Below are 25,775 nucleotides of genomic sequence, written 5' to 3' on the forward strand. Positions count from 1 at the left end.
TAATTTGTTTTTTGTTTGATTTGTTCTTTATTATTACATGTTAGAAGGAATCTGACTTTCATCCATAAAGAAAACTTCCCAATGATGCCCATCGACATCCAAAAAAGTTTTTTGGTACATCCAGCCATAATCCTGAGCTTGATTATAATCTGTTCCTCCAGATTTAATTGCTTTTTCCATCATTTCATCAACTTGCTCTCTGGTGTCTACAGAAATAGCCATAAGCGCTTCACTGGTTGTTTTAGGATCACAAATTTGTTTTTTGGTAAAGGTTTGATAAAACTCTTCTACCAAAAGCATCACAAATATATTTTCATCAATAACCAGACAAGCTCCTTTTTCGTTTGTGAATTTTGGATTGGTCGAAAAACCAAGTCCGTTATAAAAAGACACTGCACTGTTTAAATCTTTTACAGCAAGATTTAAGAAGATTTTTGTTTTCATCTTTATAAAATTACGAATTAATTAAAACAAATTTAATTTTTTAAGATTACTTAAAAATGTCAATAAAAGTCATTTTTAGGGGCATTTGAGACAATTTGCTTATTTTTGTAGGATACTGACATTCCAAAAAATCAAAATATCATGAGCACGAAACTAGGTTTAATCATACCTCACGATTATAAATTACTGAGCATTGCGGCAATATTAGAGGTATTCGAAACTACCAATAAACTTACCCCAGGAACTGAAAAACCATTTGAAATCATGATTTTTCAATCGCAAGAACAAAACGATCAAGGAAATTTATTTGGATACAAAAGCAATGCAATTGAAACTTCAGACGACATTCTAGACTTAATTTTAATTCCCGCTTTTACTACAGATAACATGAGCGAGATGATTAAAAAAAATAAAAGTTTTATTCCGTGGTTGCAAAAACAGCATAAAGCTGGAGCCGAATTAGCCAGTTTTTGTACAGGAGCTTTTTTGTTCGCAGCCTCTGGTTTATTGAATGAAAAGTTAGCAACAACACATGTTGATGCCTGCAGTGCTTTTACCAAAGCTTTTCCAATGGTAAAATTAAAACCTGAGGAGACTTTGACTGCAGACGGAAGTTTATATACCAGTGGAGGATCAACTTCAACTTTCCATCTATTGATTCTTCTGGTTCAGAAATTCTGCGGGAACGAAATGGCAGTTAAAATTGCTAAAATATTCTCAATCGATCTGAACAGATATAAGCAAAGTTATTTCAGCACCTTTAGACCTAATCATTTGCACAATGATTCTCTAGTTGCCATGCTGCAGCAAAAAATTGAGAATCAGTATCATTCTATCGAAAAATTGGAAGAAATCACAAAAGACATTCCAACAAGCGCTAGAAACATGACACGCCGTTTTAAACAAGTGACAGGAATTCCGCCGATTGAATATTTACAGAATATTAGGGTAGAAAGTTCGAAAAAATATTTAGAACAAACGCAACTTTCTATTTCAGAAATTATAGAAAAAACTGGCTATAATGATCCAAAAGCTTTTAGAAAAGTTTTTTATAAAATGGTTGGTATGAAACCAATTGAATATCGAGAGAAATTTAGAGTGCAATAATTTTTAGGAGCAGATTGTTTCGTTTTCATAAGATCGTTTCGTCCTGCTCTACACTGTATCTTTTGTTGTGAACCCCACAACAAAAGGATGCCGTTCCGATCTGGGCTATTATAGAAGTTTTGTATTCATAAAAACTGAATAAAAAGACAATAAAAAAACCTGTTCAAAAAATGAACAGGTTTTTAGAAAATATATTTTCAATAATTAAGAAGCAATTTCCATACGCTTCAATAAGTTTTTACTTAACGTATGTTCTGCATATTCTTTATCTATTGTCAAACTAATATCATCAGATGTTGGCAATTCGTACATCGCATCTGTCAAGATAGCTTCACATAATGAACGTAATCCACGAGCACCTAATTTATACTCTAAGGCTTTATCTACAATAAAATCTAAAGCCTCGTCTGTAATCGTAAATTCAACATCATCCATTAAGAATAACTTCTGATATTGCTTAATCAATGCATTTTTAGGCTGTGTCAAAATTGCACGAAGCGTTGCTTTATCCAAAGGATCCATGTGCGTTAAAACTGGCAAACGACCAATAATCTCTGGTATTAAACCAAAGTCTTTAATGTCTTTTGGAATGATGTATTGCAACAAATTATCTTTATCAATATTGTCTGTATTTTTAGAAGTAGAGTAACCAACTGCTTGACGGTTTAAACGTTTTGAGATAATACGCTCAACTCCATCAAAAGCTCCACCAGCAATAAACAAGATGTTTTGAGTATTTACCTCAACAAATTTCTGGTCTGGATGTTTACGTCCACCTTTTGGCGGTACGTTTACAACTGTTCCTTCCAATAACTTTAATAATGCCTGTTGAACACCTTCTCCAGAAACATCACGAGTTATTGACGGGTTATCGCTTTTACGAGCGATTTTATCAATCTCGTCAATAAATACAATTCCTCTTTCTGCTTTTGCTACGTCGTAATCTGCAGCTTGAAGCAAACGTGTCAAAATACTTTCAACGTCTTCTCCAACATATCCAGCTTCAGTCAATACAGTTGCATCAACAATAGCCAACGGAACGTCTAACATTTTAGCAATAGTTTTTGCTACTAATGTTTTTCCTGTTCCAGTCTGACCAACCATGATGATGTTACTTTTTTCAATCTCAACTTCATCGTCCAATTGCTGTTGCATTAAACGCTTGTAGTGGTTGTAAACCGCAACTGACATCACTTTCTTAGTCTGATCTTGACCAATAACATATTGATCTAGGAAAGCTCTAATTTCTTTTGGTTTCTTTAAAATTAAGTCTCCAACTAGTTTTGCGCTTCCACTAGATTTTAATTCTTCTAAAACAATTCCGTGTGCTTGTTCAATACACTTATCACAGATATGTGCATTGATCCCAGCTATTAATAAATTAGTTTCTGGCTTCTTTCTTCCACAAAACGAACATTCTAATACTACTTTTGCCATTCTTTATTTAAGTTACTAAGCTGCAAAGATACTAAGTTTCTAAGCTTTTTGATTTAATTAAAACTTAAAAACTTAATCCTTTGCAGCTTAAGTCTTTATTTTTTTGTTTCAAGTTTTATTTTGTTTCAAGTTTCAAGTTAACTGCTGCAACTTGAAACCTGAAACCTGAAACTTTTTTAACCTCTTCTCAAAACTTCGTCAATCATTCCGTACTCTTTTGCTTCGTCTGCTTTCATCCAGTAGTCACGTTCGCTGTCTTTATGAACTCTTTCGAAAGTTTGTCCTGAATGGTGAGAAATAATATTGTATAACTCATCTTTCAATTTCAGCATTTCGCGTAAGTTGATTTCCATATCTGTTGCAACACCTTGTGCTCCTCCAGATGGCTGGTGAATCATTACTCTTGAATGAGGCAATGCAGAACGTTTTCCTGCAGCTCCTGCACACAATAAAACTGCTCCCATAGAAGCGGCCATTCCTGTACAGATTGTAGCTACGTCTGGTTTAATGTATTGCATTGTGTCGTAAATTCCTAAACCTGCATAAACACTTCCTCCTGGAGAGTTTAAGTAAATTTGAATATCTTTTGAAGCATCAGCGCTTTCTAAGAATAATAATTGCGCCTGAACGATATTAGCGATTTGATCATCGATACCTGTTCCTAAAAAGATAATTCTATCCATCATTAATCTTGAGAACACATCTAGTTGAGAAATATTCAACTGACGCTCTTCGATAATATATGGAGTCATGTTTGTTGGTGTCATTGCAGCTACGATTTTATCGTAATACATTGCGTTTACTCCTTGGTGCTTTGTAGCAAATTTTTTGAATTCTTTACCGTAGTTCATATGTATCTGTTCTAAGTTTATTTTATTTAATATAAATATTCTTCATCAAAGGTTGTACCTCTTTCTAAAGGATGTCAATTTGTCTTATTTCTAGCCCAGATAGCAGTGGAAAGCTTTTTGAATTGCGTTTTTTAGTTTTTTTATTCTTGGAAAGCGACTGAAAGAAGCTCTTTCAAGAATTTAAAAAACTTAAACGCAAGAAAAAAACTTGAAACGGATAGCTGGATTAGCTCCTGAAAAGTAATCAAAAAATAAATTAAAACAAAAGAGCGTCAGGAAAAAAATCCTGACGCTCCAATATAATAATGTTTCTTTAGAAATTATTCTCCGTAAGAAGCAGCGATAAATTCTTCGTAAGTAACCTCTTTAGTTGTTGGGTTAGCTTTTTCTTTGAAGATATCTAACATTTTAGCTGCTACCACTTGCTCAGAAAGTCTTTTCACTTCGTCTTGGTTAGATAAAACTCTAGCCACGATTCCTTGAACTTCTTCATCAGTTGGGTTTGTTTGACCAAATTGAGCCATTTGTTGTCTGATTGCGTTTGATGTAAACTCTTTCAAATCTTCAAATGTAATTTGGATATTGCTTTGTGCTAAAGCTTTTCCTTCGATTAATTGGAAACGTAAACCTTTTTCAGATCTTGCGTATTCAACTTCAGCTTCTTCAGCAGTTAATTTTTTCTCTCCAACAGTTTGTAACCATTTTTTAAGGAATTCAGCTGGCAAATCGAATTTTGTGTTTTCGATTAAGAAATCTTGAACATCTAATAATAATTTTTGGTCAGCTTGCTGAGCAAATTGAGCTTCAGCATCTTCTTTAATTTTAGCTTTTAAATCTTCTAAAGAAGCAACATTTCCTTCACCAAAAAGTTTATCGAATAATTCTTGGTTTAATTCAGCTGGCTCAGAACCGTTGATTGCTTCAATTGTAAAGTTTACTTCAACATCTAAACCGTGAACACCTTCGTGACCTACTTTTAAGTAATCCATTAATTGGTGATCATCTTCAAATAAACCTTTTGTGCTTACTGTAACAACATCTCCAACTTTTTTACCTGTGAATTGTTTTTGAGCTTTTTTGCTGAATGCATCAACAGAAATTGTAGTTGTATTGTTGATTCCGTTTGCTTCGCTTGAGAAAGTTCCAGTTAAGTCAGATTTTGCATCAGATACTTCTTGTGCAATTGCTTTTCCAAATTGTTTTTGGATACGCTCAACTTGTCCGTCGATTAATTTATCGTCAGCAGTAACGATGTATTTTACGATATTGTTTTTAGCTTCAAGATCAATTTCGAAGTTTGGCACTAAACCAATTTCGTATTCAAAAGTTAACTCTTCAGCATCCCAGTTAAAATCTTCATTTACTTTAGCAAGAGGAGTTCCTAAAAGATTTAATCTTTCAGATTGAATATAACGCTCTAAAGCCAAATCAACTACTTTTTTGATCTCTTCTTGTTTGATACCTTTTCCGTATTGTTTTTCAACAAGATCTTTAGGCACAGCGCCTTTTCTAAATCCTTTTACTTGCGCTAAAGGCATTTTTTCGTTAATTCTTTTTGCTACTTGACCTTTATAATCCATATGAACAACGTTCATAACGATTGTCTCGTTTACAGCGTCTATTGCTACTCTTTTAATATCCATCTTCTTCTTTAATTTACGTAATAAAATTGGGTTGCAAAATTATAAAATTTTTGCAACCCAACCAAGTTTTTAATCTATTGTATTTGAAGCAGTTTTAATCTGCTCGATTGTTTTTATTTATCATCTCCCAATATTTTATAAGTAAGGGATTGAAGTATAGACAAAATAACACTAAATATTAATGCTGTTAAGAAGCTATCTACTACAAAACCTCCAACAATTTTTGTGCAAAGCAAAATAATCAATGCGTTAATCACTAGTAAAAACAAACCTAATGTGACCAACGTAACTGGTAAGGTTAAAATCACTAAAATTGGTTTTATAAAAACGTTCAGCAATCCTAAAACTACTGCTACAATTACAGCTGTACCAAAACTAGCAACATGAACCCCGGTCAAAATGTTAGACAATAATAAAACTAAGGCAGCAGTAACAAGGAGTCTAAGTAATAATTTCATAACTTTTTATTTTAAAATTTTAATAAAAGTAATGATTTTTATCTAACCAAATATTTATTCCGAAGCGGTTTTTCAATTGAGATTTCAGGTTACTTTAATATACCATTTTGCTTCAATTCATATTCTCTTTGAAAATCTTTTACTGTTTTCCCTTTTCCATTAGGTTTCCATCCAGGTGCAAAGAACACATATTTCACTCTATTTTGCCAACCTATGTTAGGTTGCTTAATATCTTGCCATATTTTTTTCCATTCATAAAACAAAATCTCAAAAGCACTATCATTTTTTGGTTTTGGATAAATTCCAAATTTTACGGGAATTTCTGGTTCTTCTTTCTGGAAAGTTCCAAATATTCTATCCCAAATTATCAATGCCATTCCCATGTTTTTGTCTAAATACTTAATGTTTCTAGCATGATGCACTCTATGATGTGATGGAGTCACTAGAATCCATTCAAAAACACCCATACTTTTTACACTTTGCGTATGCACCAAAGTCCCATAGACCTGAAACAGCGCATAAGCCCCCATAATATGCCAAGGATTAAAACCCAAAAAGGCTAATGGGGAAAAATATAAATAGCGATAAAGCGGCTGAAAAACAGGCGACCTAAATCCGGTAGAAATATTATAGTATTCTGAACTGTGATGTGTGATATGTACTGACCAAAAAAAACGCGATTTGTGATCTACAACATGTAATACATAATAAGCGAAATCTTGCAGTAAAAAAACGGCAATCCAATAATACCAAATATTTGTGTTCCAAGAAAAAATTCGGTGTTGGAAAAAGAAAAACATTACTCCAAAAGCAAACGATTTCATTATTAAATCTAATGCAAAATTAAGCACCGCTAATGTTACATTGACAAAAACATCCTTCTTGGTGTATAGGTCTTTTTTACCAAAATGGCTAAAAAGCATTTCGACAAAAATCAAAAGTGCTAGAAATGGAGAGGAGTACAAATAAATCAGCCCGACACCATTTTCATTAAATAAATTATAAAAACTAAAATCCATTAAATTGTAAATATTAAAATCCAAAAGGCAAACTTAAGGATTTTAATATTTAAATGTAAGTTAATTCTTATTTTTATAGAATTATTTTAACTCGACTAATTATTAAAGAAAAAATTATTCTTTCAAAAACTCTCTTGTCAATTCAAAAAACATCTTCGGATTTTCGGCATGAAGCCAATGTCCAGCGTTTGGAATAGTTTCTAATTTTAGATTTGGAAAATGCTTACGGATTCCGTCAATATCTTCATCTTGAATATAACCAGAATTTCCGCCTCTAATAAATAATGTCGGGTTATTAAATACTAAATGCTCCGCCAAAGGTTTTCCAATAGCATCGAGGTTATTATTAAAAGCTTCAAGATTAAATCTAAAAGCCAATTGTCCAGGCTCTTTCCAATATAAATTTTTCAACAAAAATTGTCTTGTTCCAAAATCCGGCACGTATTGAGAGACTATTTCTTCAACATCATTTCGGCTTGGTTTTACCGAAAAATCGACAGCATTTAATCCTGCCAAAATCTCCTGATGATGCTGTTTGTAGAATCTCGGACCAATGTCCGCCACAATCAATTTGTCTACAATTTCTGGATGTGTCGTTGCAAAAAGCATTGCTACTTTACCTCCCATAGAATGTCCAAGAATATCAATTCGTGTTAGATTATTTACTTGGCAATATTCATAAACATCTTGAACCATCGCTTCGTAGCTCCATTCGTCTGAATGGAAACTACGACCGTGGTTTCGTAAATCTAAAATATGAACCTGAAATCCGGCTTCTACATATTGTCCGGCTAAAGTTTTCCAGTTATCAGACATTCCCAGAAATCCGTGCATGATAATAAATGGTTTTCCTTCGCCTTCTATTTTTGAATAAAGCATATTTTTATTTTTTCCTTTTAAAGAATTATTTCAATTTATTCAGATACATATTTACAGTATTATCTAAACCAAGATAAAGCGCCTCTGAAATTAAAGCATGACCAATAGAAACTTCTAATAAGCCTGGAATATTTTCTTTAAAGAATTTGATATTATCCAAACTTAAATCATGTCCCGCATTGATCCCTAAATCTAATTCGTTTGCCATTTTTGCAGCTTCAACATAAGGATCAATTCCTTTTTCATTCCCTAAACTATATTGGTGTGCAAAAGATTCTGTGTATAATTCAATTCTGTCAGTCCCTGTTTTTTTTGCACCTTCAATCATTTCTAAAATTGGATCAACAAAAATCGAAGTTCTAATTCCGTTTCTTTGAAATTCTTGAATAACTTCAGTTAAATAATCTCGATTTTTGATGGTATCCCAGCCTGCCGAAGATGTAATTGCGCCAATTGCATCTGGAACCAACGTTACTTGATCTGGTTTGCATTCTAAAACTAAATCAATAAAATTATGCTGTGGATTTCCTTCAATATTATATTCTGTTGTAACAATAGCTTTTAAATCACGTGCATCCTGATAACGAATATGACGCTCATCTGGACGAGGATGGATGGTAATTCCCTGCCCACCAAATCGCTGAATATCGGCAGCTACTTTTAATAAATCTGGAACATTTCCGCCTCGGGCATTTCGAAGCGTTGCTATTTTATTGATATTTACACTTAATTTTGTCATATAAATAGATATTAATTCTAGTAACATTATATTTGTTACGACAAAAATACAAAGTAAAACAGAGCGGTTTTCGGTATTTTTTGATTATTTTGCATCAAATATCTTCAATTGATTTATGACAGAAATTACAAACTATATCACAAACGATTTCAGAGCGATTGACAGTCAGGAAACGATAGCTTCGATTCAGGACTTTTTTATCGATGTAAATTTTTCTCATTTTCCGATTTTAGAAGATGGTGTTTTTATTGGAAGCATCTCTTCTGACGATGTTGAAACATTTGACATTGATAAAAAAGCAATTGATTACAAATATACTTTAGAACGTTTTTTTGCCAGAAAATCGATGATCTGGCTAGATGTTCTAGAAGTTTTTGCAAAAAACCACACCAACCTTCTCCCAATTCTTGACGAGAATAATAATTATATTGGTTATTATGAAATGGAAGATATCATGAAGTTTTTTCAAGAAACTCCATTTTTAAAAGAACCTGGCGCTATTATTATTGTTCAAAAAGGCCTTTTGGATTATTCTATGAGCGAGGTTACACAAATTGTAGAAAGTAATAATGGAAAAATTTTAGGCTGTTTTGTTTCTGAGGCTGATACAGAAAATGTTCAGATTACTGTAAAAATTGGTTTAGGAGCAATTAATGAAATCATTCAGACTTATAGAAGATATGGTTATGAAATCATTTCTGAACATCAGGAAGACACCTACATCAACAGTTTAAAAGAACGATCAGATTACTTAGACAAATACCTTAATATATAAGTTATGAATATGCCAATGGGAAAATTAGTTAATTAATGATTTTCGCATTCCCCAATTATCTAATTAACACATTGACAAATTCTCTAATTTAACAACGAATGAAAATAGCCATTTACGGACAATATTATCAGAACAGTACTGAACCTATTATAAAAGACATTTTCAATTTCTTTAATGCCAACAATGTCGAGATGGTAATTGAAGAAAATTTTCTGAACATGCTTTATGAAAAACAGCTTGTAAAAAAAGAATACAAAACTTTTTCTCCAAGTACTGCTTTAGACAATAGTTTCGAAATGCTGATTAGTATTGGAGGCGACGGAACGATTTTAAGAGCCGCAGCTTTTGTTCGCAATTCTGGCGTTCCTTTATTAGGAATTAATGCTGGAAGATTAGGTTTCTTGGCTAAAGTTCAGAAAGAAAACATAGATATTTTACTTCAATATGTTATTGATCAAAACTATACCACTTCTGAAAGAACTTTATTAGGAATAACATGCGAACCGTATAACGAAGCTTTTAAGGAACTTAATTTCGCTATGAATGAAGTTACAGTGAGTAGAAAAGACACCACTTCGATGATTACGGTTGAAACTTATTTAAATAACGAATACTTAAATTCATACTGGGCAGACGGTCTAATTATCTCTACCCCAACTGGTTCTACTGGATATTCTTTAAGTTGCGGTGGACCAATTTTAACACCAGATGTAAAAAGTTTAGTTATTACGCCAATTGCCCCACACAATTTAACCGCCAGACCGCTTGTTATTCCTGACGATACCGAAATCACATTGCGAGTAACAGGAAGAGAAGACCAATACCTTGTTTCTTTAGATTCACGAATTTCTTCGGTAAAAAACGAATCTATTTTAAAGATTAAAAAAACAGATTACAAAATTAAAATGGTTGAAATACCAGGCGAAACTTTCTTAAAGACCTTAAGAAATAAACTGCTATGGGGAGAAGATAAAAGAAATTAAACTCTTTTTCTGATTCTTCACTATACGATAATACCACATTTTCTCGTTCTGCATGTAGTGAATCATCATTAAATGGCTCAAAATCATAACGTAAATTGAAAAAAAAGCACATTTAACTAAAGGAACTTTGATTCGTATTGATAATTATTATATTTGCACGCAATTTTGAATTAAATGAAGAAAATTTTTAATTTATTGTTATGTTTTTTCCCGCTTATTACACTAAATGCTCAGATTAATGAGATTGGTGTTTTTCTTGGCGGAAGTAACTTCGTGGGCGATGTTGGAAAAACAACTTATATCGCCCCAGAAAAACTAGCTTTTGGCGTTCTATACAAATGGAATAGAAGTCCGAGACACTCTTGGAGATTTTCTTATACACAATCTAACATTAGCGGAAATGATTTAAAATCCGATGAAACAGGGAGAAATCAGAGAGGCTACCGTTTTGACAATGACATTAAAGAACTTTCTGCTGGGCTAGAGTTTAACTTTTTTGACTTCAATCTACATGATTATCATACAAAAGTAACTCCGTATGTCTTTACAGGTTTAAATTTTTTTCTCTTTGATAACCTATACAGATACAGATCAAATCCAGACGTGATATATGCTCAGAAAAATCGTAGTTCGATAGCTATACCTATTATATTAGGTATAAAATCAAATATTTCTCCTCGCTTTGTGTTAGCCGCTGAAGTTGGGGCACGATACACTTTTACAGACAATATAGATGGAAGCAATCCGAATACAAGCAATTCAGACATCCTCAAATTTGGAAATTTAAATAATAATGACTGGTATGTTTTTTCAGGTCTTACTTTGACGTATACCTTTGGAAAAAAACCATGCTATTGCGCATACTAAAAATGAATTTAATAGAATCAATAGATCACACAAACCTACCTAAACACCTTGCCATTATCATGGACGGCAACGGACGCTGGGCAAAACAACAAGGCTATTTACGCGCGTTTGGACATGAAAATGGGACAAAATCTGTAAAAGAAATCATCAAAACCTCAGCCAAACTTGGAATCGAGTACTTGACCCTATATGCTTTTTCAACCGAAAATTGGAATCGCCCAAAATTGGAAGTTCAGGCATTAATGAAAATATTAATCAATTCATTAAAAAAAGAGCTTGTCACCCTTCAAGAAAATAATATCAGACTTAATGCAATTGGAAATCTTGACAAATTACCAAAAACAGCCCAAAAAGAACTTTTGGATGTTATGGAAAAAACTAAAAACAATACTCGTTTAACCCTTACCCTCGCTTTAAGTTATGGCTCTAGAGAGGAACTGGTAAATGCCGTAAAGTCAATTAGTGATAAAGTTAAAAATAATATAATTTCAATAGACACTATTGACGATTCAATTATAAATGAGCATCTTTACACGCAAAATTTACCAGACGTAGATTTATTAATACGAACAAGTGGAGAACATAGAATAAGTAATTTTTTGCTGTGGCAGATTGCCTATGCAGAATTGTATTTTACTAATGTCTTGTGGCCAGACTTTAAAGACCAAGATTTATATGAGGCTATTATTAGTTATCAAAAAAGAGAACGTAGATTTGGAAAAACCAGTGAACAAATTAAATAATTTTTTAGTGTTGCAAAAAAAAATACAAATAGTCTTTACCCTTTTACTTTTGGGTAGTTTTTCACAAATTAAAGCACAAGAAAGAGTTCCTTTTGATCAGGGAAAAAAATATATTCTAGCTAAAGTTTCTGTTGTTGGTAAAATAAGCTTCAATGAACAGACTGTTGTAACCTTTTCAGGACTTCAAAAAGGACAAGAAATTACTGTTCCTGGAGAAGAAATCAGTAGCGCAATTAAAAAATTAGGGAAACTGGGCCTTTTTGATGAAATCGCTTTCTACGTAAATAAAGTAGAAAACGATAGTATCTATTTAGACTTAGATATCGTTGAACTTCCTAAATTAAACGAGGTTAAAATCGTTGGTGTTAAGAAAAGTAAAGTTGAAGCCCTAATTAAGGATAACAATTTGACAAAAAATAAAATTGTCAACGAAAACTTAATCACAACCACTAAAAATTACATAGAAAACAAATATAAAAAAGAAGGTTTTTATAATACAAAAGTTACTATAACCAACACTCCTGATACAATCAACGGACATCAAGTTAATATGCTTGTAAGGATTGACAAGGGAGACAAAGTAAAAATTAGCAGTATAGATTTCACAGGAAACAAACAACTTACTGATAACCAGCTGCGCGCCGCAATGAAAGACACTAAACAGAAGAATTTCATTCGCGTATTTAAAGCATCTAAATTTATTCCTGAGAAATACAAAACTGACTTAGAAAAAGTAATTGCTACATACAAAGAAAAAGGATACCGCGACGCTCGTATTATTTACGATTCTGTACAATATAACAAGCAAAAAAATACGCTAGCAATTAAAATAAATGTAGAAGAAGGAAATAAGTACTATTTCGGAAATATAAAATTCTTAGGAAATACTGTTTATTCAGATCAGCTTTTAAGCCGTTATTTAGGAATCAAGAAAGGAGAAACTTATAACGGAGTTCTACTTGAAAAACGAATTGCCGATAAAACAAAACCAGACGCAGAAGATATTACCAACTTATATCAAAACAACGGTTATCTGTTCTCTAACATTAATGCTGTAGAGGTAAAAACAGTCAATGATACTATCGATTTTGAGATTAGAGTAACAGAAGGCCCTATTGCTTATTTCAACAAAATTACTGTTGTTGGAAATGACAAAACAAACGATCATGTTATATATCGTGAGTTAAGAACAAAACCGGGTGAAAAATACAGTAAAGAACAATTAGTAAGAACAATTCGTGAGATTGGTCAATTAGGTTTCTTTGATCCTGAGGCAATCGATCCTAAATTTAAGAACGTTGATGCTGGAGCTGGAACTGTTGATATTGAATACAATGTAGTAGAAAAAGGATCTAGCCAGGTCGAGCTTCAAGGAGGTTATGGCGGTGGAGGTTTCATTGGTACATTAGGACTTTCATTTAACAACTTCTCTGCTCGTAAAATGTTCGATAAAGAAGCTTATAAACCTTTACCAATGGGAGATGGACAAAAGGTTGCCCTTCGTTTACAAGGAAGCACCTATTTCCAAACCTATAGCTTATCTTTCTCAGAGCCTTGGTTTGGAGGAAAGAAACCTGTCCAATTTAGCTCATCTATTTCATACAGTAAGCAATTTCTTAACAATTACATCACCAGAACTGTTGATAAAAGCAAAAGTTTTAATATTTTTACAGTGCAAGTTGGTTTAGCAAAAAGATTAACAGTGCCAGATGACTATTTCGTATTATCACAATCTTTAAGTTATCAGCATTATGACTTGAATAATTATAATACAGGTTTGTTCACTTTTGGTAATGGTGCATCAAGAAACTTAGCTTATACTATAGGGCTTTCAAGAAGTAATAAAGGGGTAAACCCGATATTCCCGACTTATGGCTCTGAATTTAGTGTTACTGCAAAAGTTACACCTCCATATTCATTATTTAATGGTATTGATTACGGTGATTTGCAAAACCAAAAAGAATATAAAAAGCAATATATTGGAGAAAATAGATCAGACGATTATCAACAACCTCTTAATAATGGTGACTATTATAAAACTGATAGTTCAGGAAAAATTATGAGTGTTGGGTCTGATTACGCAAGCGCCGATACAGATGTAGCAAAAGTTGATCAGAAAAAATACAACTGGTTAGAATATTATAAAGTTAAATTTAAAGGAGACTGGTATACTAAGGTTTATGGAAAACTAGTATTAAGAACTCTGACAGAGTTTGGTTTCTTAGGAGCTTATAATCAAGAAAGAGGTGTAATTCCGTTTGAACGTTTTTACCTAGGAGGTGATGGTATGGCCAACTACTCAATGGATGGTAGAGAGACTATTCAGTTGAGAGGTTATCCAAACAACTCTTTGACTCCTGTAAATGTAAATGGCGATGCAATTGGAGCAACGATTTACAACAAATTCTCTATGGAATTACGTTACCCAATTACATTAAAAGCTTCTGCATCTATTTTTGCATTAACGTTCTTAGAAGCAGGTTCATCTTATCCAACGTTCAAAGATTACAATCCATTTGACTTAAGCCGTTCTGCTGGTGCTGGTTTACGTGTATTCATGCCCGCATTTGGATTATTGGGTATTGACTTTGGTTACGGATTTGACGCTCTTCCAGGACAAACAAAAGCTAATGGATGGGAAACACACTTTATCATTGGACAACAATTTTAGTGAAATAACGTTTGGTTAAAAATCATCAAATAAAGTTATGTTATGAGAAAACAATTTTTATTTATATTTTTAGCCTTGATTGTAGCAAATACAAGTCAGGCACAAGGTAAGACTACTCGAATTGGCTACATCGACATGGAATATATTTTAGAAAATGTTTCCGATTATAAAGAAGCTAAATCACAATTAGAGCAAAAAGCTCAAAAGTGGAAACAGGAAGTTGAAGCCAAAAAATTAAATATAAATAATTTGAAAGAAAGCTTAAAAACAGAAAAAGCTTTACTTACAAAAGAATTAATAGAAGAAAGAGAAACTGAAATTAAGTTTCTTGAACAAGAAATGATGGATTACCAGCAGAAACAATTTGGTTCTGATGGAAATTTAATGAGACAGAAAGCCGCTTTAGCAAAGCCTATTCAAGATCAAGTTTTTACTGCTGTACAAGATATAGCAGAAGCAAAAAATTATGATTTTGTTTTTGATAAATCATCAGATCTCACCATGCTTTTCAGTAATAAAAGATTTGACATCAGTGATCAGGTTTTAAGAATCTTAAACCGTACCGAAAAACGTGAACAGCTGACTAAAAAACAACTGAAAGAGCAAGAGGCTAAAGAAAATATTGAAAATGCAATTGACGAAAATCCAGCAATGGCTGATCGCCAGAAAGCACTAGACGAGAAAAAAGCTGCTCGAGAAAAGCTAATTCAAGACAGAAAATTAGAGCAGGACGCTAAGAGAAAAGAATACGAGGACAGAAGAAAAGCCTTGCAAGAAGAAAGAGAAGCTAAAAAAAATGGCACGGTTTCTGGAACAGTTCCAGCAGCAGTAGCCCCTGCCGCAGCAACAGATGCTGCTAAAACGAGCTCGACTGCTAAAACATCAACGCCAACGGCTACAGGTGAAACACCCACCACTGAACAGCCTGCAATGACAAAAGCAGAAGAAAGACAATTGCTTTACGAACAACGTAAAAAAGAATTGGAAGAAAGAAGAAAGAAAATTTTAGAAGAAAGAGAAGCGGCTAAAAAAGCAAAAGAAGCCGAAACGCAAAAAACAAATACGACCAATAATTAATTAATATTTTAAAAATGATGAAACAAATCAAAACTTTACTAATTGCTGCAATTCTTATTTTAGGAGCAAGTAACACAATGAACGCACAAGCGAAGGTAGCTCATGTTGATGTAAGCGAGATCATGTCGAAAATGCCTGCTATGCTAGATGCTCAAAATCAACTGCAAAAATTAAGTGGTACATACGATGCTGAATACAAAAAAATGGTTGACGAATATCAAGTGAAAATCAAAAAGTATGAAGCTGAAGCTGCAACTGTAACAGATGCTGTAAATGGAGAGCGTTCTAAAGAGGTTCAAGATATGCAAAAGAGAATTGTTGACTACAGAGACAACGCTCAAAAAGAATTACAACAAAAAGAAACAGATATCGTAAAACCTTTAATGGAAAAAGTTAGAGCTTCTATTCAAAAAGTTGGAAAAGCTAAAGGTTTCCAATACGTTTTAGACGGTTCTACTTTATTATTAGCTGATGGTCCAAACATCACTGCTGATGTTAAAAAAGATTTAGGATTCTAAGAAATTAAATCTCATAATTTAAACTGCTCAATTCATGTAATTTGAGCAGTTTTTTTTTACAAAAAATTAAAACTAATCTTTGGTATTATTTCAAGATTTCACTTAATTTAGAATAACAAATTATTTAAAAAATATTTAAATTTGCTTTATGATAAACAATAATCCTATAGGCGTTTTTGATTCTGGCATTGGCGGAACTTCCATCTGGAGCGCCATTCATGATCTTCTTCCAAATGAAAAGACCATTTATCTGGCTGACAGTAAAAATGCTCCTTATGGCCAAAGAAGCAAAGATGAGATTGTTGCTTTGAGTAAAAAAAATGTAGAATTTCTACTAGAAAATAACTGTAAGCTAATTGTTGTTGCCTGCAATACCGCCACAACAAATGCTATAGTTGAACTACGTGCAGATTATGACATTCCGTTTGTTGGAATTGAGCCAGCCATAAAACCTGCTGCAAACAATTCCCAAACTCAGGTTATTGGAATTCTAGCCACAAAAGGCACTCTTAATAGTGAGCTGTTTAATAAAACTGCAGAGATGTTTCATAACACCAAAATCATTGAGCAAGTTGGGCATGGGCTTGTACAGCTCATTGAAGATGGTAATTTGCACTCACCAGAAATGACACAATTATTAGAATCATATCTACAGCCTATGATTGAAGCTAATATTGATTACTTAGTTTTAGGATGCAGCCACTACCCTTATTTAATTCCTCAGATAAAAAAAATTCTCCCAGATCATATTAAAATAATAGATTCAGGAGAAGCTGTTGCACGCCAAACTAAAAATCTACTTAATGATAAAGTAGGCTTTTCTGAAAGCACAGATATTGATCCCGTATTTTATGTCAATTCTGACCCTAAAGTTTTGGAGTCCATTTTAGAATATAAATATCCTGTAATAAAAAAAGACTTTTAGAATATTATTCAAACTTTCGCTTAACAAACCAAATTCCGTCTAGTGATAAATTGAGCGATATTTTATGATAGTTTTCTTTTATTAAATCATTTGCTATTTTGCCTTTCTGCCCGTAAGAATAGGAAATATTAAGTGCCGAAAATGTATTGTCAATTGGAAGATTTAGTCCAATGGAAATAGATGCACTATTTATACGCTGCTTATCTACTTCAAGATAACCATTGTCAAAGTTTAAACCGGCTGCATACCCCACTCTATCCCAATATCTTCTAACATTTTTATTGCCACTATAGGTAAATCCTAATGCAAAACGATCTTGATTTACAAATTCGCCATAAAATTCAGATTGGTTAGTGCTTTTCCAGAAACTTTTTTCGTAATCTAAAGTCACATTTAAATTGTTTTTAAATCGCTTACTGGCTCCAAAACCAATTTCTAAAGGCATGTAATAATTGTCAGTATCTGAAACCTTGTCGGTTTCAATAGAAGATTCTACCTCATCTGCAATACTTGTTACAGATTGTACTTTGGAAGCATTTATTCTTGTAGGGACTTTGAATGTTGTTCCAATTGTAAATGCTGAATCTATTTTAAACTGCGCTCCTAATGTTGCACGAACTCCCCTATAATTTGTTTGCTTATGAACGGTAGTAATAGCATTTGAAATTAAAAAGGCGCGATCATCAACTGTATTCCCAAAAAGTACTGTAGCGGTTGTTCCTACTGTCAATTTTTTCCCAAATCTATATCCATATGAAAAATCTAGATTATTCAAACCTCCAGATCCTTGTGCCGTTACGTAATAATATTCCTGGCTATCAGCAATTGGAAGTTTTAAATTTGAAATTTTAAATACCGAACTTGAATATGGACGAAGTGCCAAACTAAAACCCGATTTTTTAGTAACAGGAAAAGCAAGAGCCAAATGAGAAAATTGAAAATTATTTCGTTTCTCTGTACGATTACTGCTCTGATAAGTTGTGGCAATTGCTTTTCCTCCAATATCAAAAAGAAAATGATTCTGATACATAAATCCTAAAGAAGCTGGATTTAAATTATTGATAAAAGTATCTGAAGGCAAAGCGATTCCAGAACCGCCAATTGAAGGCAGATAACCAAAATCTGATTCGTATAGACTTCCAACACCATAAAGTGAATATGGAGAACTTGAAATACTTTGAGAAAACGAAGTCAGCGACATTAAAAGGAAGCAACTCCATAAAACAATTTTATTTTTCATTTAATAAGAGATGTAATAAATTTTCAACTGGATTTTATTGTTGACATGTTTTTGATCACCCAAAACGATTCTGTTTACAGATTGTGCAATTCCTGGCAATGTCAAAATAAGCGATGATCTTGAATCAGATTGTTTTAGCATTTCCTTTTGAAGAAAGTTGCCAATTGAAATTGAATACCCAACATTTTCGTTAAATTCATCACTGCTTTTACTCAGCTTTCCATAAACTGAAGAACCTGCAGCATTTACAAGAGTTCCGCTTATTCTATTTAAATTATCTCCCACATAAACAGTTAACGAATCTGCTAGAGGGTATTTTTCCGAATAAGTATTATTAACTGGTTTAAGAATCAATTCTGCATCTACAATAGCGCCGTTTGCCGAAATATTCTTAAACTGTTTTATGTTTGGAAAATCGACTCGGCAGGCAACACCTGTTCCAGATTGAATAAATCCTTGATTGTTGACTAGTGCACTTGATAATGTACCATTAGATAAGGGGAGATTTTGGAGTATCGTTCCTGTTTTATCGAGTGAAATAGAATTAAACTGCTTAGAAGTGTCCAAAATTGAAAAATCGATTATATAAGGAGTTTCATTATCTGTCTGATACTTCGAATAATACAACCGAACCTTACTCTCCGAAACACTAAATCCGATAACATTGGAAGAATTGGAATTTTCGGGAACCAATACAAATCCTTTGAGATATTCTGTAAAACTGTCAAAATCTGTTACTTCTCTTTTCTTTATTTTTTGAAAAAGAGCTTCTCCAAATTCTTTACTCATTTGAATATTGATCGAGTCTTTTTCCTTTGGTCTCGGCTTATAAGATATTGTACCCAAACTTTCTGGACTATAAGCCAATGTCGAATTATTATAGAAATTATTATCTTCTATGTTTGGCTTAACTTTTTGAGTTAATCTGTGAATATTAAACGTCTGGACTTTTGTCGTATCTCCATAAAAATACCTATCATACTTAAGAATCATAGAAATAGAATCGAAAACATAATTTGTGGATTCGGTATCAGATCCAATACTATTTAATGTATAGGTATCTGTAGAAAGCTGAAAATAGCTATCCGATTTTACTTTTCCAAAAATAGGATCGTCGTAATTTCCTATTAGAATTCTTCCTCGGCTAGAAGTTGCCAGTGAATCAAAATTAATCGTTGACATATTGACTGTAACCGTATCAATCAAAATCACTTTATTGCTTAAAGCCAAATAATCTGACCCAACAGTAAATTCTCCAGTATCTGTATCTGTACCACACGAAAATAAGGTTAGTACAAAAAGCAGTATCAATATAAACTTGTGCATAATTTAATTTTTGAGCAAATATAAATTGCGCACTTAGGCGATGCACTATAACATATACTACCGCGCTTTTTTAAGCTACAGACTGCACAAAACAGTCTACAATTTAAATTCTATTCTAAAATTTTAATTCGACCATAAAAACAATGATTTTGTCTATCAAAACACGTCATATATATATCTTCTTTTTTTTAAGGACTTCATCCGTCTAATTTTGAGCCAATAAAATAAATAATGAAAATAAGGTTTTTAGTCTGTTCTCTTTTTTTGATTTCATTTTTAGGTTCGAATGCTCAGGAAAATTTTAGCACTACTGTTAATCTTAAAACTGAGCCAACAGAAAAGATAAATTTTAGCACATCCAGTATTGCTATTTTTTATCAGAAAAAATTAGGCTTAAAAAGCAAAATAACAAACACATTAGAATATTCTAATCTGAAGGTGAATTACGAATTGAATTCTTATAACTTTTACGCTAATCAAGATAAATTCAATCAAGTTCAAAACAAATTTCAGTATTCATCTGAAATAGCAGAAAAAACAAAATGGGAACTTTCAGTCATTCCAACGGCAAATTTCCAAAGCAAATTGGATTTTTCAGATGTTACTGTTTTAGGAAATTTAGAAATCAGCCAACAGATTGGTTCAAAACTGAGTGTAATTGCAGGAGCTGGACGAACATCAATTTTTGGAGTGCCAAAGTTTACACCAATTGTTGCTTTTGATTATAAAATGAATGAAAAAACCAATTTTAGAATAGGATTCCCAGACTCGAAAATTTCTTATTCCAATAATGATCGAAACAAATTGAGTCTGACGAATAGCTTTAATGGAAATTTTTATCAATTAGATGAAACATCCAATAAAGATACGAATGCTAAAAAAGCAGTTTTATCGCAAATAACTTCGGTGTTAGAATACGAAAGAAATGTTGGAGGATATTGGTTTTTAAATTTTAGAGGAGGTTATGATTTTAACAAAAAATACAATTTAATAGATAGCATTGACCATAAAATATACGACTATAATACTGGAAATGGTTATGTTTTAGAAATCGGGATCAAATACAAACAATAAATATTAAATACACTATGATTAATCTAAAAAAAGGAATTTTGTTCACAGCGCTTTTTTCATGCCTCTTTTTTATAAGTTGCAGCAATGATGATGAAGATGAAGATTTGGTAGGAAACTGGATTAAAAAATCAGCCTTTGACGGCCCTGCAAGATCTAGTGCTACAAGTTTTGTTATCGGAGATTACGCTTATGTAGTAGGCGGATATACAGGAGATGTTTATTTAAAAGATTTATGGGTTTACAACTCAAATGGAGATTATTGGGAACAGAAAGCTGATTTTGGCGGTATCGGAAGAAGTTCTGCTTCTAGTTTTGCACTAAACGAAAAAGGTTATGTTGGTCTTGGCTATGACGGAACAAACAAACTGAAAGACTTTTATCAATATGACCCTACCGCAAACAGCTGGTCGCAAAAAACAGATTTTGCTGGAACAGCGCGTTATGCTGCTGTAGGCTTTCAGGTTGGCGGAAAAGCTTATTTTGGAACTGGTTATGACGGAAATTATCTGAAAGATTTTTATCAATATGATGACCAAGCAAATACCTGGACTCTAGTAAATGGTTTCAGCGGTAACAAAAGACGTAACGCGACTGTTTTTACAATTGCAGACAAAGCGTATTTGGTTACTGGTGTAAATAATGGCGTTTATCAGGAAGATTTCTGGGAGTTTGATCCAGCAACAGATGTTTGGACGAGAAGACGTGACATTGATAAAGATACAGATGACGATTACAGCTACAACGACGATTATGCTATTTTACGTTCTAATGCTTCGAGCTTTTCTATAAATGGTTTAGGATATGTTATAGGAGGTGAAAACATCAAAACCGTTTGGGAGTACAATCCATCAACTGATTTATGGACAGAAAGAACTCCAATGGAAGGTGCAACAAGAACCGATGCTGTTGGTTTTGCGATCAATAACCGCGGATTCTATATGCTAGGAAGAATTGGCTCTACTTACTTTGATGATGCTTGGGAGTTTAAGCCATTAGACGAACAAAGTGATGATGATAATTAATATTAAAAAATTCTTCTGGATATTACTCCAGAAGAATTTAATGGCTTTTATACTTCTTTTACTTTTTACTGCTTGTGCAAAAAAAGAGGCATTAACATCCTCTTCTTTCAAAACAAATTCTGGATGGGGATATACAATTGCTTACAAAGAAAAAGTTTTAATTAAACAATCTATTATTCCTGTAATAAATAACATTAAAAGCTTTGAAACAGAAAAAGATGCGTTGAAAGTTGCTGATCTTGTAAAGCAAAAACTCACACAAAACTTATCTCCAACGGTAACCAAAAATGAACTAATTTTATTAAAAATAAAATTGTAAATGCAGATCGATACCATTAAAAATAACGGCTACAACAAAATACTATTCCATTCCATGATATGGATTTTCTTTATTTTGACTTCTTTAATTCAATTTTACGAAAGCCCCTTTAAGCTCGACAATGATTTTTACGCTCAATGGTTTTCAGGAATTCTATTGTTTTATCTGAACTATTTTTATTTGGTCCCAAATTATCTACTGCAAAAAAAATATTGGCTGTATGGCATATTTGCTGTTGGTCTGATTGTTCTATTTATGGCAATAAGATTAAATTATTTTGTTCCTGAATTTAGACATTTAAGGCCCGAAAAAATGATGCATACTGAAACCATTATTCGTGACCCCCATTTTTTTCCGAGAGATGGCAAAATGCATCACAAAATAGAAATGAGACAGCCACTTTTCTTTAAAATTGCACCGTCATTTTTCTATATTCTGATTATTACGATCTCTGCTATTATTAAAACATTAACTGAATTTTATAATAATCAACAAAATAAACTGATTGCAGAAACACACAGAACAAATACTGAATTGATTTATTTGCGTAAACAAACCAATCCGCATTTTTTATTTAATTCCTTAAACAGTATTTATTCTTTGGCACATAAAAAATCTGATTTGGTCCCTGATGCCATCGTAACCTTGTCTGAACTAATGCGCTATATGCTGTATGAGACTGACAACAAAACGGTGGCTTTAGAAAAAGAGGTCAATTATATTCAGAATTATATCGAATTGCAAAAGCTACGATTAAACAATATTGAAGACATTGTAATCAATGTACATGGCGATACTAAAAACAAATTTATCGAACCTTTACTATTGATTTCTTTTGTAGAAAATGCTTTTAAATATGGAACTGATTATAAAGGCGCAGCTCACGTAAAAATCAAGATTCTGATTACAGATCACAATCTTGACTTTTGGATTGAAAACACCATTGAAAATTACGTGAAAGATCCAGAAAATTCAGGAATTGGATTAGTAAATATCCAAAGCCGCCTTGATCTGCTTTATCCAAACGCACATGAACTGACCATTACACAAGATGATAATTATTACCGAGTTCATTTGAATTTAAAGTTAGATGAAATTAAAACCGCAGTAGATTAAAAAACAATAACAGTTAACGCTTAATTTGATTTGTAAAAACCAGTATTTTATGAAAATTTTAAAACTTAATTTACTGGTTTCAAATTACTTTTGAATGCAGAATAAATTTTAAAAAACAATTTAGAAATGATGAAATGTGTAATTATTGATGATGAACCTTTGGCTGTAGAACTATTGCAAGATTTTGTCAAAAAGGTTGATACTCTGGAACTAATTAGTACTTTCAATAATGCTATTGATGCCGTTTCATTTATCAATCAGAATAATGTAGATTTGATTTTTCTGGATATTCAAATGCCTCACTTTTCAGGAATTGATTTTTTAAATACCATAGAAAAAAAGCCTCTAGTTATTTTCACAACAGCTTATTCTGATTATGCCGTAGAAGGATTTAATCTTGGTGCTGTTGATTATTTAGTAAAACCAATTCCGTTTCATCGGTTCTTAAAAGCAGTTGTAAGAGCACAGCAGGTTTTACAGCCTGCAGCAGTTCAGACTATTACAGAAAGTAATAATGCTCCAGAAATAGAGCAGGATTTTATGTTTGTTCGAGCAGAATATGAAAATGTAAAATTGAATTTTGCCGATATTCTTTTTATTGAAGGCCTCAAAGATTATGTCAAAATTTACACCACAGACAATAAATTTACACTGACTTTAATTAGTTTAATCAAGCTTGAAAATTTACTTTCAAACAAAGGTTTTGCTAGAATTCATAGGTCGTATATTATTAATATCAAACATGTAAAATCAATTCAGAAAAACAAGGTTTTAATAAGCGATAAAAGAATTCCAATCAGCGAAAGCTATAAAAGCACCTTCTTTGAAAAAATCAACCTCTAGTTTGTAAAAATCTAATAAAAAAAATCCAAATTCCAAAAGCTTGGGCTCTTGGAGTTTGGAATTTCTATTTTGGGATTTTTTATTTCTTATTTTTCTTCTTTAAACCAGCTAGAATACATCACGTAATTATTAGAAATACGTTCAATTTCGCCTGCAAAATCAGATTGATCAATATCTTTTACTTTTTTAGCAGGAACGCCAGCATAAATGCTTCCTGAAGTTACAACCGTATTTTGAGTTACTACGGCACCAGCAGCAATTATAGCATTGCTTTCTACTACGCAATTATCCATTACAATTGCTCCCATTCCTATTAAAACATTATCGTGAATCGTACAGCCATGCACAATCGCGTTATGTCCTATTGAAACGTTATTTCCTATAATGGTTGGATGCTTTTGATAGGTACAATGAATTATAGCACCATCTTGAATGTTCACTTTATTTCCTATTTTAATGAAATGAACATCTCCTCTTATAACAGCATTAAACCAAACACTGCAAGATTCCCCAAAAGTAACATCTCCAACAATAGTAGCATTTTCTGCTACATAACAATCCTCTGGAATCAGAGGCGATTTTCCGTTTACAGATTTAATCAGCATAAAAATAGATTTAGTTAACCGCAGGACAATTACAATCGTAACGTGCTTTTTTACAAAATAAATTAATCCCTAAAGTAATTTGGTGATAACCACCAGTGTCAAACTTAACGTCTCCCATTACTTGAGAATAAGTATAAGCAAACATAAAGTTCTTAAAATTAACTCCAACAATTGGTGTGAAATATTGCAATTTTTGAGAAGAAACACTGGTTCCTGATAAATATTCAGTTCCGTCAAAGCCTCTTCTATAGGACAAAGCCGCCCAAAGACTTCCAAAATCCATATTCTTATAAGCTTTCATGTTCAAGTCGATTGTTTTTTCTTTCGTCTGATCAAAGAGCTGGAAAAGAATTGAAGGTTCCCAAGTCCAATTGTCATTTTTACCAAATACATAACCTGCACTCAATAAAAACTTTCTTAAATTATTATTTTCATAATCTGAATAAAGATCTTTTCTGGTTTGTATTAACCCCTGAACAGTCGCATGAGCATAAAAATCCATATAATTATATGATGCTCCAACATCCATTGTAAAATAAGTGTCGTTAAGCACTGAATTAGTAATCAAAGGGTCAAGTGTAGGACCAAATTTAGTTTCATCCAATTGATTTTGCATTACACCTCCACTTATACCAAAAGACAACTGATTCAAATCTATTTCATCTCTAGAAAACATAATATGATGAGCATACGTCGCTTTTAATCCTTTCTGAGAATGATATCCATTTTTATCATTAAAAAGAATAATACCTGCCCCCGAACGCTCACCTATTCTTCCATTAAAACTTAATGTTTGCAGAGATGGTGCATCTTCCTGCCCAAACCATTGTTTTCTAGCCGTTAATCGTATTTTGGCACAATTTGCAGCACCAGCCATCGAAGGGTGAATAAGGTAATAATTATCAGACAAATAATCAGAATATACAGGAATTCCCTCTTGGGAATAAGAATGCGAAGTAACAATGAGAAAAATTAATAAAACCTTGATTTTTAATTTCATAAAGACAAAATTGTTTCTATATAATTTTCACTCTTTTAATTTAACGCGATTTATTTGAAAAGAGTCTTAATTATTTCATTAAAAAATCAAATAT

Annotated in this window: 26 protein-coding genes; 14 read left to right on the forward strand and 12 right to left on the reverse strand. The window is 32.6% G+C overall.

The features are described from left to right. Positions 1-33 precede the first annotated feature (33 nt). Positions 34-444, reverse strand: coding sequence for a VOC family protein (locus ABXT06_RS21320; RefSeq protein ID WP_354592549.1), 411 nt, complete (start codon positions 442-444; stop codon positions 34-36). Between the two features lie 141 nt (positions 445-585). Between ABXT06_RS21320 and ABXT06_RS21325 the strand changes: the two genes are divergently transcribed. Then, positions 586-1,551, forward strand: a complete 966-nt coding sequence (locus tag ABXT06_RS21325; RefSeq protein WP_354592550.1) for a GlxA family transcriptional regulator — start codon at positions 586-588, stop codon at positions 1,549-1,551. 204 nt (positions 1,552-1,755) lie between these two features. Here the strand turns inward: ABXT06_RS21325 and clpX are convergent, their stop codons facing one another. The 7 genes from clpX to ABXT06_RS21360 all read right to left on the reverse strand — a co-directional run bounded on the left by clpX (position 1,756) and on the right by ABXT06_RS21360 (position 8,577). Next, entirely contained in the window at positions 1,756-2,988 is a 1,233-nt protein-coding gene (clpX, locus tag ABXT06_RS21330) for an ATP-dependent Clp protease ATP-binding subunit ClpX (RefSeq protein WP_008467306.1), read from the reverse strand. Positions 2,989-3,164: 176 nt separating this feature from the next. Next, a complete protein-coding gene (clpP, locus tag ABXT06_RS21335; RefSeq protein ID WP_008467307.1) occupies positions 3,165-3,839 on the reverse strand; it encodes an ATP-dependent Clp endopeptidase proteolytic subunit ClpP in 675 nt (224 codons plus the stop codon). 320 nt (positions 3,840-4,159) lie between these two features. Further along, complete coding sequence (locus ABXT06_RS21340) at positions 4,160-5,482, reverse strand: trigger factor (protein WP_354592551.1); 1,323 nt, start codon at positions 5,480-5,482, stop codon at positions 4,160-4,162. Positions 5,483-5,595: 113 nt separating this feature from the next. Further along, positions 5,596-5,940 (reverse strand): phage holin family protein, encoded by a 345-nt coding sequence (locus tag ABXT06_RS21345; RefSeq protein WP_354592552.1) that lies wholly within the window; start codon positions 5,938-5,940, stop codon positions 5,596-5,598. An 89-nt stretch (positions 5,941-6,029) separates the two neighbouring features. Continuing rightward, complete coding sequence (locus tag ABXT06_RS21350) at positions 6,030-6,983, reverse strand: sterol desaturase family protein (protein WP_354592553.1); 954 nt, start codon at positions 6,981-6,983, stop codon at positions 6,030-6,032. 90 nt (positions 6,984-7,073) lie between these two features. After that, positions 7,074-7,838 carry an alpha/beta fold hydrolase gene (locus ABXT06_RS21355; RefSeq protein WP_354592554.1) on the reverse strand — a complete coding sequence of 255 codons (765 nt, stop codon included), beginning with the start codon at positions 7,836-7,838 and terminating at the stop codon, positions 7,074-7,076. A gap of 25 nt (positions 7,839-7,863) precedes the next feature. After that, entirely contained in the window at positions 7,864-8,577 is a 714-nt protein-coding gene (locus ABXT06_RS21360) for a pyridoxine 5'-phosphate synthase (RefSeq protein ID WP_354592555.1), read from the reverse strand. 115 nt (positions 8,578-8,692) lie between these two features. Here ABXT06_RS21360 and ABXT06_RS21365 point away from each other — a divergent pair, with 115 nt between their 5' ends. From ABXT06_RS21365 to murI, 8 genes are all read left to right on the forward strand, one after another. After that, positions 8,693-9,352, forward strand: coding sequence for a CBS domain-containing protein (locus ABXT06_RS21365; protein WP_354592556.1), 660 nt, complete (start codon positions 8,693-8,695; stop codon positions 9,350-9,352). A gap of 98 nt (positions 9,353-9,450) precedes the next feature. Then, a complete protein-coding gene (locus tag ABXT06_RS21370) occupies positions 9,451-10,335 on the forward strand; it encodes an NAD kinase (protein ID WP_201998533.1) in 885 nt (294 codons plus the stop codon). 174 nt (positions 10,336-10,509) lie between these two features. Beyond that, the gene (gene porG / locus ABXT06_RS21375) at positions 10,510-11,202 is read left to right on the forward strand and encodes a type IX secretion system protein PorG (RefSeq protein WP_354592557.1); all 693 of its coding nucleotides are present in this window, start codon (positions 10,510-10,512) and stop codon (positions 11,200-11,202) included. A 2-nt stretch (positions 11,203-11,204) separates the two neighbouring features. Further along, positions 11,205-11,945 carry an undecaprenyl pyrophosphate synthase gene (uppS, locus tag ABXT06_RS21380; RefSeq protein WP_354592558.1) on the forward strand — a complete coding sequence of 247 codons (741 nt, stop codon included), beginning with the start codon at positions 11,205-11,207 and terminating at the stop codon, positions 11,943-11,945. Then, a complete protein-coding gene (gene bamA, locus ABXT06_RS21385) occupies positions 11,878-14,616 on the forward strand; it encodes an outer membrane protein assembly factor BamA (protein ID WP_354592559.1) in 2,739 nt (912 codons plus the stop codon). The genes uppS and bamA overlap by 68 nt, the downstream gene beginning before the upstream one ends. Before the next feature lie 42 nt (positions 14,617-14,658). Continuing rightward, positions 14,659-15,693 carry an OmpH/Skp family outer membrane protein gene (locus tag ABXT06_RS21390; protein WP_354592560.1) on the forward strand — a complete coding sequence of 345 codons (1,035 nt, stop codon included), beginning with the start codon at positions 14,659-14,661 and terminating at the stop codon, positions 15,691-15,693. 14 nt (positions 15,694-15,707) lie between these two features. Then, positions 15,708-16,211: an OmpH/Skp family outer membrane protein gene (locus ABXT06_RS21395; protein ID WP_170830271.1), complete on the forward strand. Its 504-nt coding sequence runs from the start codon at positions 15,708-15,710 to the stop codon at positions 16,209-16,211. Positions 16,212-16,359: 148 nt separating this feature from the next. After that, positions 16,360-17,136: a glutamate racemase gene (murI, locus tag ABXT06_RS21400; protein ID WP_354592561.1), complete on the forward strand. Its 777-nt coding sequence runs from the start codon at positions 16,360-16,362 to the stop codon at positions 17,134-17,136. 4 nt (positions 17,137-17,140) lie between these two features. Here the strand turns inward: murI and bamG are convergent, their stop codons facing one another. Continuing rightward, on the reverse strand, positions 17,141-18,376 hold the full coding sequence (gene bamG, locus ABXT06_RS21405) for a BamG family beta-barrel-assembly machinery protein (protein ID WP_354592562.1): 1,236 nt from the start codon (positions 18,374-18,376) through the stop codon (positions 17,141-17,143). Beyond that, a complete protein-coding gene (locus ABXT06_RS21410) occupies positions 18,377-19,702 on the reverse strand; it encodes a DUF4270 family protein (protein ID WP_354592563.1) in 1,326 nt (441 codons plus the stop codon). It lies immediately after the preceding gene. A 231-nt stretch (positions 19,703-19,933) separates the two neighbouring features. Between ABXT06_RS21410 and ABXT06_RS21415 the strand changes: the two genes are divergently transcribed. The 5 genes from ABXT06_RS21415 (at position 19,934) to ABXT06_RS21435 (ending at position 24,076) form a co-directional block, all read left to right on the forward strand. Beyond that, complete coding sequence (locus ABXT06_RS21415; RefSeq protein WP_354592564.1) at positions 19,934-20,776, forward strand: DUF6268 family outer membrane beta-barrel protein; 843 nt, start codon at positions 19,934-19,936, stop codon at positions 20,774-20,776. 14 nt (positions 20,777-20,790) lie between these two features. Beyond that, positions 20,791-21,798, forward strand: coding sequence for a Kelch repeat-containing protein (locus ABXT06_RS21420; protein WP_354592565.1), 1,008 nt, complete (start codon positions 20,791-20,793; stop codon positions 21,796-21,798). A 40-nt stretch (positions 21,799-21,838) separates the two neighbouring features. Continuing rightward, complete coding sequence (locus tag ABXT06_RS21425) at positions 21,839-22,117, forward strand: DUF4907 domain-containing protein (protein ID WP_354592566.1); 279 nt, start codon at positions 21,839-21,841, stop codon at positions 22,115-22,117. Further along, the gene (locus ABXT06_RS21430) at positions 22,118-23,233 is read left to right on the forward strand and encodes a sensor histidine kinase (protein ID WP_354592567.1); all 1,116 of its coding nucleotides are present in this window, start codon (positions 22,118-22,120) and stop codon (positions 23,231-23,233) included. It abuts the gene before it with no gap. 129 nt (positions 23,234-23,362) lie between these two features. Further along, positions 23,363-24,076, forward strand: coding sequence for a LytR/AlgR family response regulator transcription factor (locus ABXT06_RS21435; protein ID WP_354592598.1), 714 nt, complete (start codon positions 23,363-23,365; stop codon positions 24,074-24,076). A gap of 86 nt (positions 24,077-24,162) precedes the next feature. Here ABXT06_RS21435 and ABXT06_RS21440 read toward each other — a convergent pair whose 3' ends face one another. Then, positions 24,163-24,681, reverse strand: coding sequence for a gamma carbonic anhydrase family protein (locus tag ABXT06_RS21440; protein ID WP_354592568.1), 519 nt, complete (start codon positions 24,679-24,681; stop codon positions 24,163-24,165). Positions 24,682-24,691: 10 nt separating this feature from the next. Next, on the reverse strand, positions 24,692-25,681 hold the full coding sequence (locus tag ABXT06_RS21445; protein ID WP_354592569.1) for a PorP/SprF family type IX secretion system membrane protein: 990 nt from the start codon (positions 25,679-25,681) through the stop codon (positions 24,692-24,694). Positions 25,682-25,775 lie beyond the last annotated feature (94 nt).

Origin of the sequence: Flavobacterium sp. UW10123, assembly GCF_040538975.1 — a bacterium.
Taxonomy (GTDB): Bacteria; Bacteroidota; Bacteroidia; order Flavobacteriales; family Flavobacteriaceae; genus Flavobacterium.

Excerpts from the sequence above, each read along its gene's own strand:
- ABXT06_RS21320 (WP_354592549.1), bottom strand. The coding sequence starts at position 444 with ATGAAAACAAAAATCTTCTTAAATCTTGCTGTAAAAGATTTAAACAGT.
- ABXT06_RS21325 (WP_354592550.1), top strand. The coding sequence starts at position 586 with ATGAGCACGAAACTAGGTTTAATCATACCTCACGATTATAAATTACTG.
- clpX (WP_008467306.1), bottom strand. The coding sequence starts at position 2,988 with ATGGCAAAAGTAGTATTAGAATGTTCGTTTTGTGGAAGAAAGAAGCCA.
- clpP (WP_008467307.1), bottom strand. The coding sequence starts at position 3,839 with ATGAACTACGGTAAAGAATTCAAAAAATTTGCTACAAAGCACCAAGGA.
- ABXT06_RS21340 (WP_354592551.1), bottom strand. The coding sequence starts at position 5,482 with ATGGATATTAAAAGAGTAGCAATAGACGCTGTAAACGAGACAATCGTT.
- ABXT06_RS21345 (WP_354592552.1), bottom strand. The coding sequence starts at position 5,940 with ATGAAATTATTACTTAGACTCCTTGTTACTGCTGCCTTAGTTTTATTA.
- ABXT06_RS21355 (WP_354592554.1), bottom strand. The coding sequence starts at position 7,838 with ATGCTTTATTCAAAAATAGAAGGCGAAGGAAAACCATTTATTATCATG.
- ABXT06_RS21360 (WP_354592555.1), bottom strand. The coding sequence starts at position 8,577 with ATGACAAAATTAAGTGTAAATATCAATAAAATAGCAACGCTTCGAAAT.
- ABXT06_RS21365 (WP_354592556.1), top strand. The coding sequence starts at position 8,693 with ATGACAGAAATTACAAACTATATCACAAACGATTTCAGAGCGATTGAC.
- ABXT06_RS21370 (WP_201998533.1), top strand. The coding sequence starts at position 9,451 with ATGAAAATAGCCATTTACGGACAATATTATCAGAACAGTACTGAACCT.
- porG (WP_354592557.1), top strand. The coding sequence starts at position 10,510 with ATGAAGAAAATTTTTAATTTATTGTTATGTTTTTTCCCGCTTATTACA.
- uppS (WP_354592558.1), top strand. The coding sequence starts at position 11,205 with ATGAATTTAATAGAATCAATAGATCACACAAACCTACCTAAACACCTT.
- bamA (WP_354592559.1), top strand. The coding sequence starts at position 11,878 with ATGAGGCTATTATTAGTTATCAAAAAAGAGAACGTAGATTTGGAAAAA.
- ABXT06_RS21390 (WP_354592560.1), top strand. The coding sequence starts at position 14,659 with ATGAGAAAACAATTTTTATTTATATTTTTAGCCTTGATTGTAGCAAAT.
- ABXT06_RS21395 (WP_170830271.1), top strand. The coding sequence starts at position 15,708 with ATGATGAAACAAATCAAAACTTTACTAATTGCTGCAATTCTTATTTTA.
- murI (WP_354592561.1), top strand. The coding sequence starts at position 16,360 with ATGATAAACAATAATCCTATAGGCGTTTTTGATTCTGGCATTGGCGGA.
- bamG (WP_354592562.1), bottom strand. The coding sequence starts at position 18,376 with ATGAAAAATAAAATTGTTTTATGGAGTTGCTTCCTTTTAATGTCGCTG.
- ABXT06_RS21410 (WP_354592563.1), bottom strand. The coding sequence starts at position 19,702 with ATGCACAAGTTTATATTGATACTGCTTTTTGTACTAACCTTATTTTCG.
- ABXT06_RS21415 (WP_354592564.1), top strand. The coding sequence starts at position 19,934 with ATGAAAATAAGGTTTTTAGTCTGTTCTCTTTTTTTGATTTCATTTTTA.
- ABXT06_RS21420 (WP_354592565.1), top strand. The coding sequence starts at position 20,791 with ATGATTAATCTAAAAAAAGGAATTTTGTTCACAGCGCTTTTTTCATGC.
- ABXT06_RS21425 (WP_354592566.1), top strand. The coding sequence starts at position 21,839 with ATGGCTTTTATACTTCTTTTACTTTTTACTGCTTGTGCAAAAAAAGAG.
- ABXT06_RS21430 (WP_354592567.1), top strand. The coding sequence starts at position 22,118 with ATGCAGATCGATACCATTAAAAATAACGGCTACAACAAAATACTATTC.
- ABXT06_RS21435 (WP_354592598.1), top strand. The coding sequence starts at position 23,363 with ATGAAATGTGTAATTATTGATGATGAACCTTTGGCTGTAGAACTATTG.
- ABXT06_RS21440 (WP_354592568.1), bottom strand. The coding sequence starts at position 24,681 with ATGCTGATTAAATCTGTAAACGGAAAATCGCCTCTGATTCCAGAGGAT.
- ABXT06_RS21445 (WP_354592569.1), bottom strand. The coding sequence starts at position 25,681 with ATGAAATTAAAAATCAAGGTTTTATTAATTTTTCTCATTGTTACTTCG.